General features: G+C 35.2%; 15 protein-coding genes. 11 read left to right on the top strand and 4 right to left on the bottom strand.

Translation table 11 applies throughout. The annotated features are described in order from the left end of the window. Positions 1-3: 3 nt before the first annotated feature. The 5 genes from AC3HD6_RS13890 to AC3HD6_RS13910 all read left to right on the top strand — a co-directional run bounded on the left by AC3HD6_RS13890 (position 4) and on the right by AC3HD6_RS13910 (position 5,334). Positions 4-432, top strand: a complete 429-nt coding sequence (locus AC3HD6_RS13890; RefSeq protein WP_488897055.1) for an acyl-CoA thioesterase — start codon at positions 4-6, stop codon at positions 430-432. 122 nt (positions 433-554) lie between these two features. Then, positions 555-1,403, top strand: a complete 849-nt coding sequence (gene pheA, locus AC3HD6_RS13895; protein WP_488896881.1) for a prephenate dehydratase — start codon at positions 555-557, stop codon at positions 1,401-1,403. Positions 1,404-1,753: 350 nt separating this feature from the next. After that, complete coding sequence (locus AC3HD6_RS13900) at positions 1,754-2,461, top strand: hypothetical protein (RefSeq protein WP_488896882.1); 708 nt, start codon at positions 1,754-1,756, stop codon at positions 2,459-2,461. Between the two features lie 108 nt (positions 2,462-2,569). Continuing rightward, positions 2,570-4,801 carry a DUF2339 domain-containing protein gene (locus AC3HD6_RS13905; RefSeq protein ID WP_488896883.1) on the top strand — a complete coding sequence of 744 codons (2,232 nt, stop codon included), beginning with the start codon at positions 2,570-2,572 and terminating at the stop codon, positions 4,799-4,801. A 113-nt stretch (positions 4,802-4,914) separates the two neighbouring features. Then, the gene (locus tag AC3HD6_RS13910) at positions 4,915-5,334 is read left to right on the top strand and encodes a hypothetical protein (RefSeq protein WP_488896884.1); all 420 of its coding nucleotides are present in this window, start codon (positions 4,915-4,917) and stop codon (positions 5,332-5,334) included. 46 nt (positions 5,335-5,380) lie between these two features. On the opposite strand, the gene AC3HD6_RS13915 is transcribed toward AC3HD6_RS13910, so the two are convergent. Then, positions 5,381-6,658, bottom strand: coding sequence for a replication-associated recombination protein A (locus AC3HD6_RS13915; protein WP_488896885.1), 1,278 nt, complete (start codon positions 6,656-6,658; stop codon positions 5,381-5,383). Between the two features lie 139 nt (positions 6,659-6,797). On the opposite strand from AC3HD6_RS13915, the gene yidD reads away from it, so the two are divergent. Both yidD and lgt read left to right on the top strand, forming a co-directional pair. Then, entirely contained in the window at positions 6,798-7,013 is a 216-nt protein-coding gene (gene yidD, locus AC3HD6_RS13920; protein ID WP_045502213.1) for a membrane protein insertion efficiency factor YidD, read from the top strand. 449 nt (positions 7,014-7,462) lie between these two features. Further along, entirely contained in the window at positions 7,463-8,311 is an 849-nt protein-coding gene (gene lgt / locus AC3HD6_RS13925; RefSeq protein WP_488897056.1) for a prolipoprotein diacylglyceryl transferase, read from the top strand. A 76-nt stretch (positions 8,312-8,387) separates the two neighbouring features. On the opposite strand, the gene AC3HD6_RS13930 is transcribed toward lgt, so the two are convergent. After that, positions 8,388-9,905 carry an NAD(P)H-hydrate dehydratase gene (locus tag AC3HD6_RS13930; protein ID WP_488896886.1) on the bottom strand — a complete coding sequence of 506 codons (1,518 nt, stop codon included), beginning with the start codon at positions 9,903-9,905 and terminating at the stop codon, positions 8,388-8,390. A 246-nt stretch (positions 9,906-10,151) separates the two neighbouring features. On the opposite strand from AC3HD6_RS13930, the gene mscL reads away from it, so the two are divergent. Then, the gene (gene mscL / locus AC3HD6_RS13935) at positions 10,152-10,532 is read left to right on the top strand and encodes a large conductance mechanosensitive channel protein MscL (protein ID WP_123908262.1); all 381 of its coding nucleotides are present in this window, start codon (positions 10,152-10,154) and stop codon (positions 10,530-10,532) included. A 74-nt stretch (positions 10,533-10,606) separates the two neighbouring features. Here the strand turns inward: mscL and AC3HD6_RS13940 are convergent, their stop codons facing one another. Both AC3HD6_RS13940 and AC3HD6_RS13945 read right to left on the bottom strand, forming a co-directional pair. Next, positions 10,607-11,566, bottom strand: coding sequence for a D-2-hydroxyacid dehydrogenase (locus AC3HD6_RS13940; protein WP_488896887.1), 960 nt, complete (start codon positions 11,564-11,566; stop codon positions 10,607-10,609). A gap of 86 nt (positions 11,567-11,652) precedes the next feature. After that, positions 11,653-12,063, bottom strand: coding sequence for an LNS2 domain-containing protein (locus AC3HD6_RS13945; protein WP_066698346.1), 411 nt, complete (start codon positions 12,061-12,063; stop codon positions 11,653-11,655). 317 nt (positions 12,064-12,380) lie between these two features. On the opposite strand from AC3HD6_RS13945, the gene idi reads away from it, so the two are divergent. From idi to gcvT, 3 genes are read left to right on the top strand one after another with little or no spacing between them, the layout of a single operon-like run. Then, a complete protein-coding gene (gene idi / locus AC3HD6_RS13950) occupies positions 12,381-12,890 on the top strand; it encodes an isopentenyl-diphosphate Delta-isomerase (RefSeq protein ID WP_488896888.1) in 510 nt (169 codons plus the stop codon). Next, a complete protein-coding gene (locus AC3HD6_RS13955) occupies positions 12,890-13,363 on the top strand; it encodes a hypothetical protein (protein WP_488896889.1) in 474 nt (157 codons plus the stop codon). Before idi ends, AC3HD6_RS13955 begins: the two co-directional genes overlap by 1 nt. A 9-nt stretch (positions 13,364-13,372) precedes the next feature. Beyond that, complete coding sequence (gcvT, locus tag AC3HD6_RS13960) at positions 13,373-14,449, top strand: glycine cleavage system aminomethyltransferase GcvT (RefSeq protein WP_488896890.1); 1,077 nt, start codon at positions 13,373-13,375, stop codon at positions 14,447-14,449. Positions 14,450-14,479: the final 30 nt, after the last annotated feature.

Below are 14,479 nucleotides of genomic sequence, written 5' to 3' on the forward strand. Positions count from 1 at the left end.
AAAATGATACACACAACACACTCAATACGAGTACGTTACGCTGAAACAGACCCCATGAAATATGTATATTACGGTAACTATGCTCAGTACTTTGAAGTGGGCCGGGTTGAGCTCTTCAGAAACATCGGAATTTCATACGATGAAATTGAAAACCAAGGAATTTGGCTGCCTGTTTCAGACTACAAAATTAAGTATATCCGTCCAGCTTTATATGATCAAAAACTAGAAATTCATACTTATGTAAAAAAAATTCCTGGTGTAAGAATTGAATTTGAGTATGAAATTTACAATGAAGAGCATATTAAAATTACTGAGGCCTCCACTACTCTCTTCTTTTTAGATGCCAAAACCAATAAAATCATTAAATGTCCAGACTTTCTGATGGACATGATCGAAGCGAATTGGAAAGAACCAGCAGATGACAACTTATAATGATCAAGATCAGAGACAGGAGATTCAAGCTTTGAACATTAATCCTGAAGTTCCTCTTGAATTTTGGACTATAATTCGCACCTTTGTCTTTCAAAAATAATAATACCTTATATATTTACTTTATGAAGATTGCATTTTTGGGGCCTCACGCCAGCTTTACCCAGCTTGCTGCCGCACAACTTTTTCCTGATGATGAGCTTTTACCACAAGCCAGCATCCTGGACTGTTTTGGAGCAGTAGAGAGCGGAGAGGCACTTAAAGCCGTTGTTCCTTTGGAAAATTCCATAGAAGGAACCGTATCAATGACGCTGGATTACTTGTATAAGACACCGTCTATTAAAATTGAAGCAGAAGCAGTAATGCCTATTGCCCACCATCTTATGATTCATCCTGACAATTCTATTGAGGAAATAGAAAGGATTTACTCACACCCGCAAGCATTAGCTCAAAGTTTTCATTTTTTAGACACGCATTATAAAGAAGTTCCCAAGCAGGATTTTTCTTCTACTGCTGCTGCGGCTAAATTTGTTTCTGAAAACAAAGATTCTAAAATTGCTGCGGTTGCCAATCAGTTTGCTGCTAATTTATATGGTTTGAAAATCATCAATCGTAATATCCAGGATTTTGAACAAAACCATACCCGTTTTATTGTTATATCAAAGCTTCAAAACCGGTATGATAACAGCCAGCTTGAAACCCTTGGAGAAAAATCAGGAATGCTGATAACCCTTCCTGAAGATCATCCGGGAGGACTGCACCAGGTTTTGTCTGTTTTTGCATGGAGAAAGATGAACCTCAGCAAAATTGAATCCAGAACATTAAAGACCGGATTGGGCAATTATTTCTTCTTCATTAATGTAGAAGGCCCTTGGGAAGAAGTACTTCATGGGAATGCTTTGAAGGAACTCGAATCCATCAATGCAGATGTTGATTTCCTTGGAAATTATAAAGAATTTCTTTTAGAAAGCTAAAAATAAACCGATTTACCGATCGAATTAAAAAGCACAGTTACTCCAACTGTGCTTTTTTTCATGAAAAAAAGGAGTGCCTGATCACTGAAAAAATGATCAGTAACTACCTATAACTCAAAAATAATAACCCACACAAAAGAGATAATTTCATTTACTAAAACCCTCGTATCCATCGACTTATACAAATAATATAAAAAATAAATCGTAATTAAAATATGTAATAATATATATCAATATATAAACATATGTTTAAATATATTACATCATATTAACATTAAAAGTAAAGATTTCACAATACAGAGTGTAATATTTATTGTATATTTGCTATTAACTAAATAAAAATCTTGATCATGAAAACTAATCTTTACAGCTTAATACTGGCATGCGCAACCTTGCCATTGTTTTCCCAAGTAGGAATTAATACGTCAACACCAACAGCAACGCTGGATGTTAATGGAAATATGAGAGTTCGAACTACCCCAGCCGCAAATACAGTGACAGGATACAAGCTTTTAGCTCAAGATACAGGAACTACTGAAGTATTCGCCATGGATCCTCAATTAATAATAGCAGCTTCAAATGTTAACACCAGTGTTTATTCTGCAAAAAAAACATCTGGCCTTACTCTGATCGACATAGGATTCCCAGTAAATACATTTAAAACTATCAACTTTCTTACTACAGAAAGAACCATAGGCAGTGCAGCTTTATTTAATGACTCTGATGGAACCTATACTATCCCCACAACCGGAGTATATGCCATAGGATTTTCACTCCGTTATGGGCAAGGGTTAGTAGCATCTTTACTAAGTAACGCTCCCGGTATTGGAATAGGAAGAACAAGAGGTGGCGTAACTACCATTATAGACACCCGCACATTTACCGGTATCAGTCTAGCCGCTTTAATCAATATAACGATATCCGAATCAAATATATCTTCTATCTATTCTTTTCAGGCAGGAGATAAAATTTCATTTGGCGTTGTAGGTGGTGGGCTAGATTTAAATGTGCTAAGTTCTAGTACCACCTCATTCTATATCTATAAAATATCCAATTAACACAGACATATTGTTAGTTATCTATATCGTTAGCCCATCGCCTATATTGCGATGGGTTAATTTTTAAACCCCATTTTAAATTTCTTTATATTTGATAAAAACTATATAATGAATGAGTATCTTGCGGTTATCCTGATTATAATAATTGCCATTATTTTCAATAACCTGAGCACCAAAATCAGGAAACTTGAAAAAGAGGTATCAGATCTTAGCTCCAGAATAAATAAAAAGACTGTACAACCTGAGATAACCCAGGAAGCAACCTCTGTTGAAGAAAATATTACCCCATCTCAAACATCCATCTATGAACCTCGCAGGGAAGTTCTAACTTCAAATGAAAACCCGGAACATTCCTCCATCATTCAAAAAGACTGGCTTAATCCCATTTTTGAATTTTTAAAGCAAAATATCCTTACTGTTATTGGTATTTTTACTTTAGTATTAGGAATAGGCTATTTTGTAAAATATGCCATTGATAAAAACTGGATCGGAGAAACTGCAAGAGCGGGAATTGGTCTTTGTACCGGAGCAATTATAATACTTACAGGACATTTTCTCAGAAAGAACTATAAAACATTCGCATCTATCATTACCGGAGGAGGAATTGCTGTTTTATATTTTACCATCACCATTGCTTTCAGAGAATATCATCTTTTTACCCAAAATACAGCATTTATCATTACTTCAGTAATTACTGCTATTTCTATCGCCTTATCTTATTATTACAAAAGTGAAATTCTAATCATCTTTTCATTGATAGGCGGTTTCACAGCTCCTCTGATGATTAGCACAGGAGAAAGCAACTATTTATTTCTTTTTACTTACCTTACCCTCTTAAATATCGGGATGCTTGTTGCCGCCTTTCTTCAACACTGGAAAAGTGTTGGCTGGACAGCACTTACCTTCACCAGCATTTATCTTTTTTACTGGACCGCCGATCAGCCTGCACTTTTAAGCATTACTTTTTATCTTATCAGCTATATTATTTTCTACATTTTCGCGCTTCAGGATTATTTCAGAAAAAATGAACTTTCTGTACAAGATATTTTAATGCTTGCTTTTATTAATGGTTCAAGCATTATAGGACTTACTTATATCTTTAATGAATTACAATATGAACCTGTCATTATATTTCCACTTATTTTCGCTTGTGTAAATACCATTTTCCTTTTCAGGGAATATGGAAAAAGAAATTTCGGGACTTCTTTTTCTGTTTTCGCAGGAATAACGGTCAGCCTTATTACAATAGCTACTGCTTTACAGTTTAAAGCCCATCTTATTACCAGTGTTTGGGCTATAGAAACTACCCTGCTTCTTTTTATTTGGAAAAAAACGGGCCATAAAATTTTCAAAACATGCTTTCATATTCTTTTCCCTTTGGTTATTTTCGCTCAGCTTATTACATGGTGCGAATATTTCAATGCCAAAAGCCTTAGTATTGTATTCAATCCTGTATTTCTAACCAGTCTGGTAACGATTGTTTCTATTGGGATCAATTTATATTTATTAAAGAACACCAGCAAAAAAACAGAAACAGAAACCAATACTTTTTTTGAAGATCTTATTTCAGCCGCAAGTTATGGAGTGATCTACACCGCTATACTTCTTGAAATCATTTACCATATCAACAGCTTGCCTTGGCCTGCAATAGTCAATGTAGCATTATTATACAGCATTTATTATATCTTCACCTTATTAATCTTCAGAAAAAAATTGAGTATCGCCAATGATCTTCAAACGGGATTGATTTACCTGTTCTTTTTCCTTATTATGATTAACATTTCTGCTGTTACCTCATCAGTTGTTACTGCTATTTTATCAAAACAGCTTCACAGTAGTTTTTATATTGTACATGTCCTTCAATGGATCCCATTCCTATATCTATCTTTAAAAATAATTCCTGACACAAGATTCCATCAATCGAAAATATCATATTGGATTATTTCTCTGGCGTTCATTGTTTCCATAAGCTTTGAACTTCATCATTTGTATGTATTAACTTTATCTCCTGATGCAGCAGATTCTTATATGGTAAAAAACCATTTCAATATTCTTTATCTGCCAATCATTTGGACCATTCTGGCCAGTATATTTATTTATACAGGATTAAGAAAAAACATCCAGGAATATAACAAGGTTGGTTTTGCTTTGATCGGCTTAATGGTTCTAAAACTGTACGGGTATGACGTCTGGCAAATGGACAATATTTCAAGAATCAGTGCTTTCATTGTTCTTGGAGTGATCCTGCTATTAAGTTCATTTACTTTTCAGCGCCTTAAGAATGTGATCAAAAACATGGTTGACAATAAAGAAAAAAAGGATGAAAACAAGGATTTATAATTAGATTAAAAGTTTTTATTTCTAAATAAAATGTAAAACATTTCAATATTTAATTCACATTTTATAAAAAATAACTATATTTATCACGTTTTTAACAGTTACATATTCTGATTATGAAAAAATTACTCTACTCTTTTTTAATACTCTCATCTGCAACCTTATTTGCACAGAAAAAGCTTGCAGTTGCTGACAATATGATTGGAACAGAAGACCTGTTCAAATCAAAAGAAGCTCATGCGCAGGTCCTAAAAGTCTATAATAGCGCAGCAAGTCTTCCTGCCAGTTTACAAAAATACAGTTCTGTTTTCACTAACGGAGTTACTGTATACAAAATTAATAAAAAGAATGGCCTTGATAGGATGTCATTCGCACAGCTGAACAAGCAAAATGATATTCCTGCAGATAATTCTGTTTTTATTGACAACCATGAATTTACAGATTCATCTACTAAAATATTTACCAGCATTATTGCAAAAACAGAGAAAAAGGACTACAACGGAAAGCCAACTTTCTTTATCTACACAACACAGTAATTGTAACCATACCAAAAGGATAGCATTTTCATGCTATCCTTTTTATTTAATATTTATTTCCCCACTTCTTCTTCAGTTCTTCATAAATCTTTTTTTCTGTAGCGTTATTTCCAGGTTCATACAGTTTCACCTCTTTGATCTCCTGAGGAAGAAAATCCTGGTCTACAAAATTACCTTCATAGGAATGGGCATATTTATATTCTTTCCCGTAATCCAGATCCTTCATGAGTTTGGTAGGTGCATTTCTTAAATGAAGAGGTACAGGCAAATTCCCCGTTTGTTTCACCAAAGCCATGGCTTCGTTAATAGCCATATATGTCGAATTACTCTTAGGAGAAACCGCGAGATATACAGCTGTTTCACTTAGAAGAATTCTTGCCTCGGGATTTCCAATCACATTAATAGCCTGAAAACAGTTATTAGCAATAACCAATGCATTAGGATTGGCCAGCCCTATATCTTCTGCCGCCAGAATGAGCATTCTTCTTGCAATAAACTTAATATCCTCACCTCCAACAAGCATTCTTGCCAGCCAATATACAGCTCCATTAGGATCACTTCCACGCATCGACTTGATAAAAGCAGAAATGATATCATAATGCTGCTCGCCATTCTTATCATACAAGGCCATGGTTTCCTGGAGAACTTCCAGCACATCCGAATTGATAATCTCCTTAGTATCTGTATTTTTATACTGATTCAAAACCAGTTCTACAGAATTAATGAGTTTTCTGGCATCCCCACCAGAGTACTGGATAAGTGCTTCTTTTTCAAGAATGACAAAATCAGTTCCTTCATCTTTATTATATCTCCCAGATGCAATATCAATAAGTTCTTCCAGTTTCTCATAGCTTAAAGCTTTCAGAATATACACCTGACTTCTGGACAATAAAGCGGAAACGACTTCAAAGCTTGGATTTTCTGTTGTAGCTCCTATCAAAACAACCCAGCCTTTTTCTACAGCGTGCAGCAGTGAGTCCTGCTGGGATTTATTGAAACGATGAATTTCATCAATAAATAAAATGGGAGATTTCCCGGAAAACAAATTCTGCTTTTTAGCATCTTCAATCACATCACGAACATCTTTCACTCCGGAAGAAACAGCGGAAAGCTTATAAAATTTCCTTCCTGAACTTTCAGAAATAATTTCTGCCATCGTGGTTTTTCCTGTTCCCGGAGGTCCCCAAAAGATCAGGGAATTCAGGGTATTATTTTCGATCATTTTCCTGATCGTCCCTTTTTCACCGGTAAGATGTTCCTGCCCTAAAACTTCATCCAGGGTTTTGGGTCTTAATTTCTCGGCTAATGGAATATTTTGATTCAAAGTACTTTTATTTTTTTTAGATCAATATTTCAGATTTCTATGCTCTGAAACTTCTAACAAAATTAAACTAATTTTCATTTTTTTACCCTATTTTTGCATTGTTTTGAAACTAACATTCAATAAAATCATTACATTTCCTATGGTAATTTTGATAAAATTTTACCAATGGTTCATCTCGCCCTTACTTCCTAAAAATTGCCGTTACGAGCCTACATGCTCTCATTATATGATAGAGTCATTACAGGTTCATGGTATATTCAAAGGTTTTTGGCTGGGATTTAAAAGGATTTTAAGGTGTCATCCGTGGGGAGGAAGCGGCTATGACCCTGTTCCACCCAAACACAAGCATCAATAAAAACAAACTATTAAATCAATAGAAAAATGAGTACTACTTTTTTCAGAATTTACCTTGTCATATTTGCATTGGTTACACAATGTCTTTTTGCACAGGAATACCCTGGGGGTTTATCTGACGGAACTTTAGATATCAATGGAAACAATACTCCAGTAAAAATCTATTCTACCACAGAATTAGGAGACCTTGCAGCGTTTCCGGACAGAGAAATTAAAGAGAACGTCCTTGTCATCCTTAATGAATCCAATTTTGAGCCTGCTAATTACAGCTATGGTGCATCTTCTACATTGGCAAGATTTAAAGAATCACAATACCAGTTCTTTGATAAAAACTTTAAACTGATTAATACTCCGCCTACCAAGGACAATATTGCCACTTTTAAATATGCGGTAAAATCTGCAAAACCAATCTCCGATACTGATCAAGTAAAACTTAAAACCTCTTTTAAAATCTGGGATCCTTCAAAAGGTATTCATATCTGGTTTTTTACCTTACACTTTTATAGTTTAATGTTTGTCTTTGCATTTGGTTTCGGGTATATTTTAATGACCAGAATCTTTAAAATTGACAATGTTAACCAGAAATATCTTGAACCTCTTTTCACGTGGACATTGATAGGAACGATCCTTGGAGCAAGATTAGGACACGTTATTTTTTATCAACCTGAGTTATTCAAAGAAGATTTCTGGAGTGTATTTTTACCCATCAGTACCAAAAACGGGATTAAATTCACCGGGTTTTCCGGCTTAGCGAGCCATGGAGCAACAATTGCCTTAATTCTTACCACTCTTTACTATTCTTATAAAATCATCAAAAAAAATCCTTTCTGGGTATATGACAGATTAGGTATCGTAGTAGCTTTAGGAGGTGCTTTTGTAAGAATGGGGAACTTCTTCAATTCCGAAATTGTAGGAAAACCTGCTGATCCTAACTCTCCGTTTGCTTTGCTTTTCCCACAACAAAGTAGTGAATATGGACTTACTGTTCCCCGTTATCCAAGCCAGTTATTTGAAGCTGTAGGATATGTTACCCTATTTGTTTTGTTATGGATCCTTTATAGAAAAACGAATAAAAAATATCAGCAAGGATGGCTATTCGGCTTATTCTTCATCATTCTTTGGGCAATCAGATTCTTTGTTGAATTCCTTAAAGAGCCTCAAGGTGATGAGTTTATCCAAATCGGAGGTTTAAATACCGGCCAGGTTTTATCAATTCCATTTATGATTGCCGGGGTGATCATCATGATTATATCCAAGAAATTTAAAATTACGCAGGCAGAAAACGAAAAACCAGAGTAATAAAAACTCTTTGTTTTAAAAATAAAAAAGGCAAATTTGTTCATTACAGATTTGCCTTTTTACATTTAAGCTTAATTCACAGCCTTCTTTCTGCTCTCCTGTTTAATTCAATAAAAACATTTCCTAATTCGTCAATTACACCTGTAGGAAGCATAGATTCTTTTGAATATTTTTCTGCTGCAAAATCAGCAGCTTTCCCATGGAGCCAGACTCCCAGGATACAAGTCTCTTTTTCGGAATACCCTTGTGCCAGAAGTGAGGTCAGAATCCCGGTCAAGATATCACCGCTTCCCCCTTTGGCAAGCCCAGCATTTCCTGTCAGATTATAATAAACATTTCCTTCAGGAGTCACCACTTGTGTATGATGATCTTTTAATACAATATAAATATGGAGTTCTTTCGCTTTTTCCCTCGCCAACTCTAATCTTTCAAAAGAGTTTTCAGTCTTTCCGAACAGTCTTTCAAACTCTTTGGGATGGGGTGTTATAATCGATTTTTCAGGAATTAGCTGAAGATTTTTCTGATCTTCAGAAATAATATTCAATGCATCAGCATCCAATATTAATGGATTCTGGTAGTCTTTAAGGAAATTCGAAAGTCCTTTCTTCGTTTCTTCATGCGTTCCCAAGCCGGGACCAATTCCTATAGTTATACCTTTTTCAATATCAAAATCCTTAATAAATTGCAGTCCACCTTCTATAAACATGGCTTCAGGACAAGATGTCTGTAATATCTCATATCCACATTGAGGAGCCAATGCAAAAGTAAGTCCGGCACCTGTTTTCAAGGCTGATTTTGTGGCCAATACTGCAGCTCCAATCTTTCCATAGCTCCCCCCAGCAATCATAGCTTTACCGTAATTTCCTTTGTGGGCAAAATCATTCCGGGGTTTAAAAAGAACTTCCGCAAAGGAGTCATCTATTACAAAATAATCTGTTTCAGTGGATTCATTATAATCTTCATCAAGTCCAATATCTAGAATGATCACTTTTCCGCAATATTTTCCTGTTTCCGGATGGAGAAAACTCCGTTTCCAGCATTGAAAGCTTAGGGTGTAATTTGCTTTTAAAACGATAGGGTCATTAACCCAAAGCCCATCAGAAGAAAGCCCGGATGGAACATCAATTGAAATCTTAATATTTTCTTTTGTATTGATCCAATCTACTAACTCTTTATACTCATCAACCAAAGGTCTTGACAGCCCGGTTCCGAAAAGCGCATCAATAATAATCGTTTTATCATCAAAGCTATACTGTTCAAGCTGATTAAAATTCCAGACAGAAATTCCGGAGATCCCACTTAATCTTTTAAGGTTCACAATAGCATCTTCGGAAAACCTTCCTTTGAGATCATTAATGAACACATCTACATCAAATCCTTTTAGATAAAGCATCCTTGCTACTGCTAACCCGTCACCGCCATTATTCCCATTTCCACAAAACAGCATAGCCTTTCTATGAACTTTACAATGCTCAGATATCCAATCAGCTACAGCTACTGAGGCTCTTTCCATCAATTGAACAGAAGATATTGGCTCATGGGTAATCGTAAATTGATCCCAACTTCGAATTTGTTCAGCACTGAAGACTTTCATGCGTGCATTTGGCTTTTAAATAAATTACAAAAGATATTTCATTATGATAAAGCCCAGGTAACAAAAATACAGGGCGATCATTAATGATATAAAATATAAGGTTAAAGTTACGATTTCTATTAAAAACAGATAATATGAATTTAGGATAAAAGTCCACTTTTAGAGAATAAAAAACCACAAAAAGTAGTGTTTTTTACATTTTTTAATTATATTTTTGTGTATATACTAATTAAAAAAATATAAATTATGGGATTTGTTAAGGAATTTAAAGAGTTTGCCTTTAAAGGAAATGTTCTCGATCTTGCTGTCGGTGTCATCATTGGTGCAGCATTTGGTAAAATTGTTTCATCTTTAGTGGAAGATGTTATCACTCCTTTGATCTTAAATCCTGCACTTAAAGCGGCAGGAGCAGAAAATATCGCTAAACTTACCTGGAATGGGGTTGCTTATGGAAACTTCCTGTCTGCAGTGATCAGCTTTTTGTGTATTGCTATGGTTCTTTTCTTTATCATTAAAGGTGCCAATAAAGTGAACAAAAAAGAGGCACCTGCTCCTGCAGGGCCTACCGAGGATCAAAAGCTATTGGCTGAAATCAGAGATTTACTGAAAAGCAAAAACAATATATAACCTGTTCATTTAACAGTTTAAAATATAAAAGCACCTTCATGCGAAGGTGCTTTTACTTTTATCTTATTAATCAATTACTGGATCTGTAAAATGCTTGAAATCTGATCTGCCAAAGAAAGCCCGATTCTATCCTGAGCCTCCAATGTAGACGCCCCTGTGTGCGGCGTCAGAGAGATTTTAGAATGATTCAGAATTTCTTTAGAAGGTGTTGGCTCATTGATGAAAACATCAAGTCCCGCAAATCTCACCCTACCGGAATCCAACGCTTCAATCAAAGCTGCTTCATCAATCACTCCGCCTCTTGAACAGTTGACAATAGCTACCCCATTTTTCATGATTTCAAACTCATTCTTACCGATCATATACCCGTCTTTCTGAGCCGGAACGTGAAGGGTAATAAAATCTGAGTGCTTTAAAACTTCCTGTAAAGGTTCTGTTTCTATATCTACGTTGATGAACTGATTGTTGTAGAACTTCACTTTAATGCTTGCTCTTCCTACATTATTATCTGCAGCAACAACTCTCATCCCTAGCCCAAGAGCAATTCTTGCTACTTCCTGGCCTATTCTTCCCATTCCAACTATTCCGATGGTTTTTCCTCTCAATTCAATACCCGCTGCATATGCTTTTTTAAGACCAGCAAACTCTGTATCTCCTACCAACGGCATTTTTCTGTTGGAATCCTGAAGGAATCTGGCTCCTGAAAATAAATGTGCAAAAACAAGTTCTGCAACCGATTCCGAAGAAGCTGCTGGTGTATTGATCACATGAATCCCTTTTTCTCTTGCATAATCTACATCAATATTATCCATCCCTACACCACCTCTTCCGATGATTTCAAGTGATGGGCAGCCATCGATAATATCTTTTCTCACCTGCGTAGCACTTCTTACCAATAAAGTACGAACTTGGTGCTCATTAATATAATCTACTAAAAATTCCTGTGGAACTTTTGCAGTAATCACCTCGAATCCTTTTTCTGTTAATGCATCAATTCCAGATTGGTCTAGGCCGTCATTAGCTAAAACTTTCATAAATACAACTATGTTTTAAAAGTTGAAAGATTTAAAAATTAAAGGATATACTCCATTCAATTTTTAAATCTTTCGTTATATTAAATTTATTCTTCGTCTTCTTTGAACACTTCAATGGTTACTTGCTTTTCTACCAGGTCTGTAAATCTTCCCTTGTATCTTGTAGCTCTTACCAAATGATTATCAATCCAGTGATAATTTCCTCCTCTAGGTTTTCCACAAAGTACACTGTGGTATTTAAACCCGTGTTTATCTAACCAATCGATGGTAATTTGCTTCAGGTTTTCGGTTCTTGAGGTAAAGAAACAGATCTGATGCCCTTCATCATACCATTTATTAATAGTTTCCAAAGCATCCGGGTATGGTTCACAGGTAACCATTCTTTCTGGTTCTTCATTAGGAACATCATCCGTAATAGTTCCGTCTATATCAATTAAGTAATTTTTAACTCCATCCTTAAGAATAGGACTGATGTGTTCTATGTATTCTAATTCCATCACGAAAATTTGAGTAACAAAGTTACGGCTTTTATACCTATCAGGTGTATTAATTTGAGTTTAAGTTAAAAATTTACTATAAAAATCGCTATTTAGTAAATAATATAAATATTTTATTCGTAATTTGATGACTTCTAGTTAAAATTTTTCTTTTTAAATTTTAGTTTAGATATTGAAATAGAAAATATTTGGAAATCTAATGAATGCTGCATAGATTTTCAGGTTGTTTTTTTATTCTCTCTCTTTATCCATTCGAAATGATATAATGTTTACCTAAAAATTTCCAAAATACATTTATTACACTTACATTTGTAGGAATGGAAGAATTAGTAGTTTTAGTAAATCCTGAAGATGCCGTTTTAGGCTTGATGGAGAAACAACAGGCTCATATTAATGGCCTATTACACCGTGCTTTTTCCGTATTTCTGTTCAACAGTAAGGGAGAGATGCTTCTTCAGAAAAGAGCTTCCGGAAAATACCATTCTCCCAATCAATGGACCAATGCTGTGTGTTCACACCCAAGAATCGGAGAAACTTATCTGGCCGGAGCCCAACGAAGATTAAAAGAAGAGTTGGGAATAGAGGCGGAACTTTCAGAAAAATTCAATTTTATTTATAAAGCAAATGTAGGAGGCGGCCTTTGGGAGCATGAACTTGATTATGTTTTTGTGGGCAGCTATGAGTCTGGCTTTGATCTGAATAAAGAAGAAGTGGAAGAAGTAAGATTTATTTCTTTTGAAGATCTGAACAAGGAGGTTTCTGAACATCCTGAACACTTTACAGAGTGGTTTAAAATCATTCTTGAAGAATACAAACACCATTTTTAATGATAAAAAAAATATTTCTCTTTACTGCTATCCTATCAGGAAGTTTGTTTTTTGCTCAAAAGGCTGCAACCTATGATAGTGCCAACTACTCTATCAATGTTCCTGAAGGGTGGAAATCAACCAATGACAGTGATATTATCAATATTTTCCCTACAAGTGAAATTGGCGCCATTACCATTTCCGAATACCATGACCTGGACCTTCCTAAGACTGAAACAAAAAAATTCATTCTGGCTCTTTACAAATCTGAAGATGCGGAAAAAAAGGTAAAGGAAAGTAGAGGTAAAAAAGGATATACAGAATATTTCTACGAATATTTTGATGAAAAAGAAAAACTTTTCTGGGTTACAAGAGCTTTTCAAAAGGATAAAGACTTGTATCTGGTCACTATCAATTGTGGCCAGAAATTCTGGAACGGAAACTATATGACCCTATTTAATGAGACTTTTAACAGTTTTAAAATAAAGAAATAAAAATTAAATATGAAGAAAACAGCTTTGTACGACAAACATGTTTCATTAGGAGCTAAGATCGTACCTTTCGCAGGTTTTGAAATGCCTGTACAATATTCAGGAGTAACGGAAGAGCATTTTGCAGTAAGAGAAAAAGCGGGATTGTTTGATGTTTCCCATATGGGGCAGTTTTTCATCGAAGGTCCGGGATCAAAAGATCTTTTACAATTTGTGACGACTAACAATGTAGATACTCTTGAAAACGGAAAAGCTCAGTACTCATGCCTTCCTAACGAAAACGGGGGAATCGTGGACGACCTTATTGTTTATAAAATAGAGGATGACAAATACTTCGTAGTGGTAAATGCTTCCAATATTGACAAAGACTGGAACCATATCTCAAAATACAATACTTTCGGAGCAAAAATGACCAATGCTTCTGATGACATGTCATTACTAGCAGTTCAAGGTCCTAAAGCTACTGAAATCCTTCAAAAACTTACAGAAGTAAACCTTTCAGAAATTCCTTACTATAACTTTACAGTAGGAAGCGTGGCAGGAGTACATGATGTCATCATTTCCAATACAGGATATACTGGAAGCGGAGGTTTTGAGATCTACTTCAAAAACGACAATGCAGAAAAACTTTGGGATGAAGTAATGAAGGCTGGTGAAGCGGAAGGAATTATTCCTTGTGGATTGGCTGCCAGAGATACTTTAAGACTTGAAAAAGGATTCTGTCTATACGGAAACGATATTGATGATACTACTTCTCCAATTGAAGCTGGTTTAGGATGGATCACTAAATTCGATAAAGACTTTGTTTCTAAAGATACTTTCGCAAAACAGAAAGAAGAAGGTGTTACCAGAAAATTAGTAGCTTTTGAATTAACAGATAAAGGAGTTCCAAGACATGACTATCCTGTAGTAGATGCTGAAGGAAATGTAATCGGAAAAGTAACTTCCGGAACTCAGTCTCCAATGAAGAAAGTAGGTTTAGGTCTTGCATACGTAGACAAACCTCATTTCAAATTAGGTTCTGAAATCTTCATTCAGGTAAGAAATAAGAATATTCCTGCAAAAGTAGTGAAAGCACCTTTTGTATAAATACTAAAAACAGATAAAAACCGCAGATTT

It is taken from the genome of Chryseobacterium sp. II3a (genome assembly GCF_057815135.1).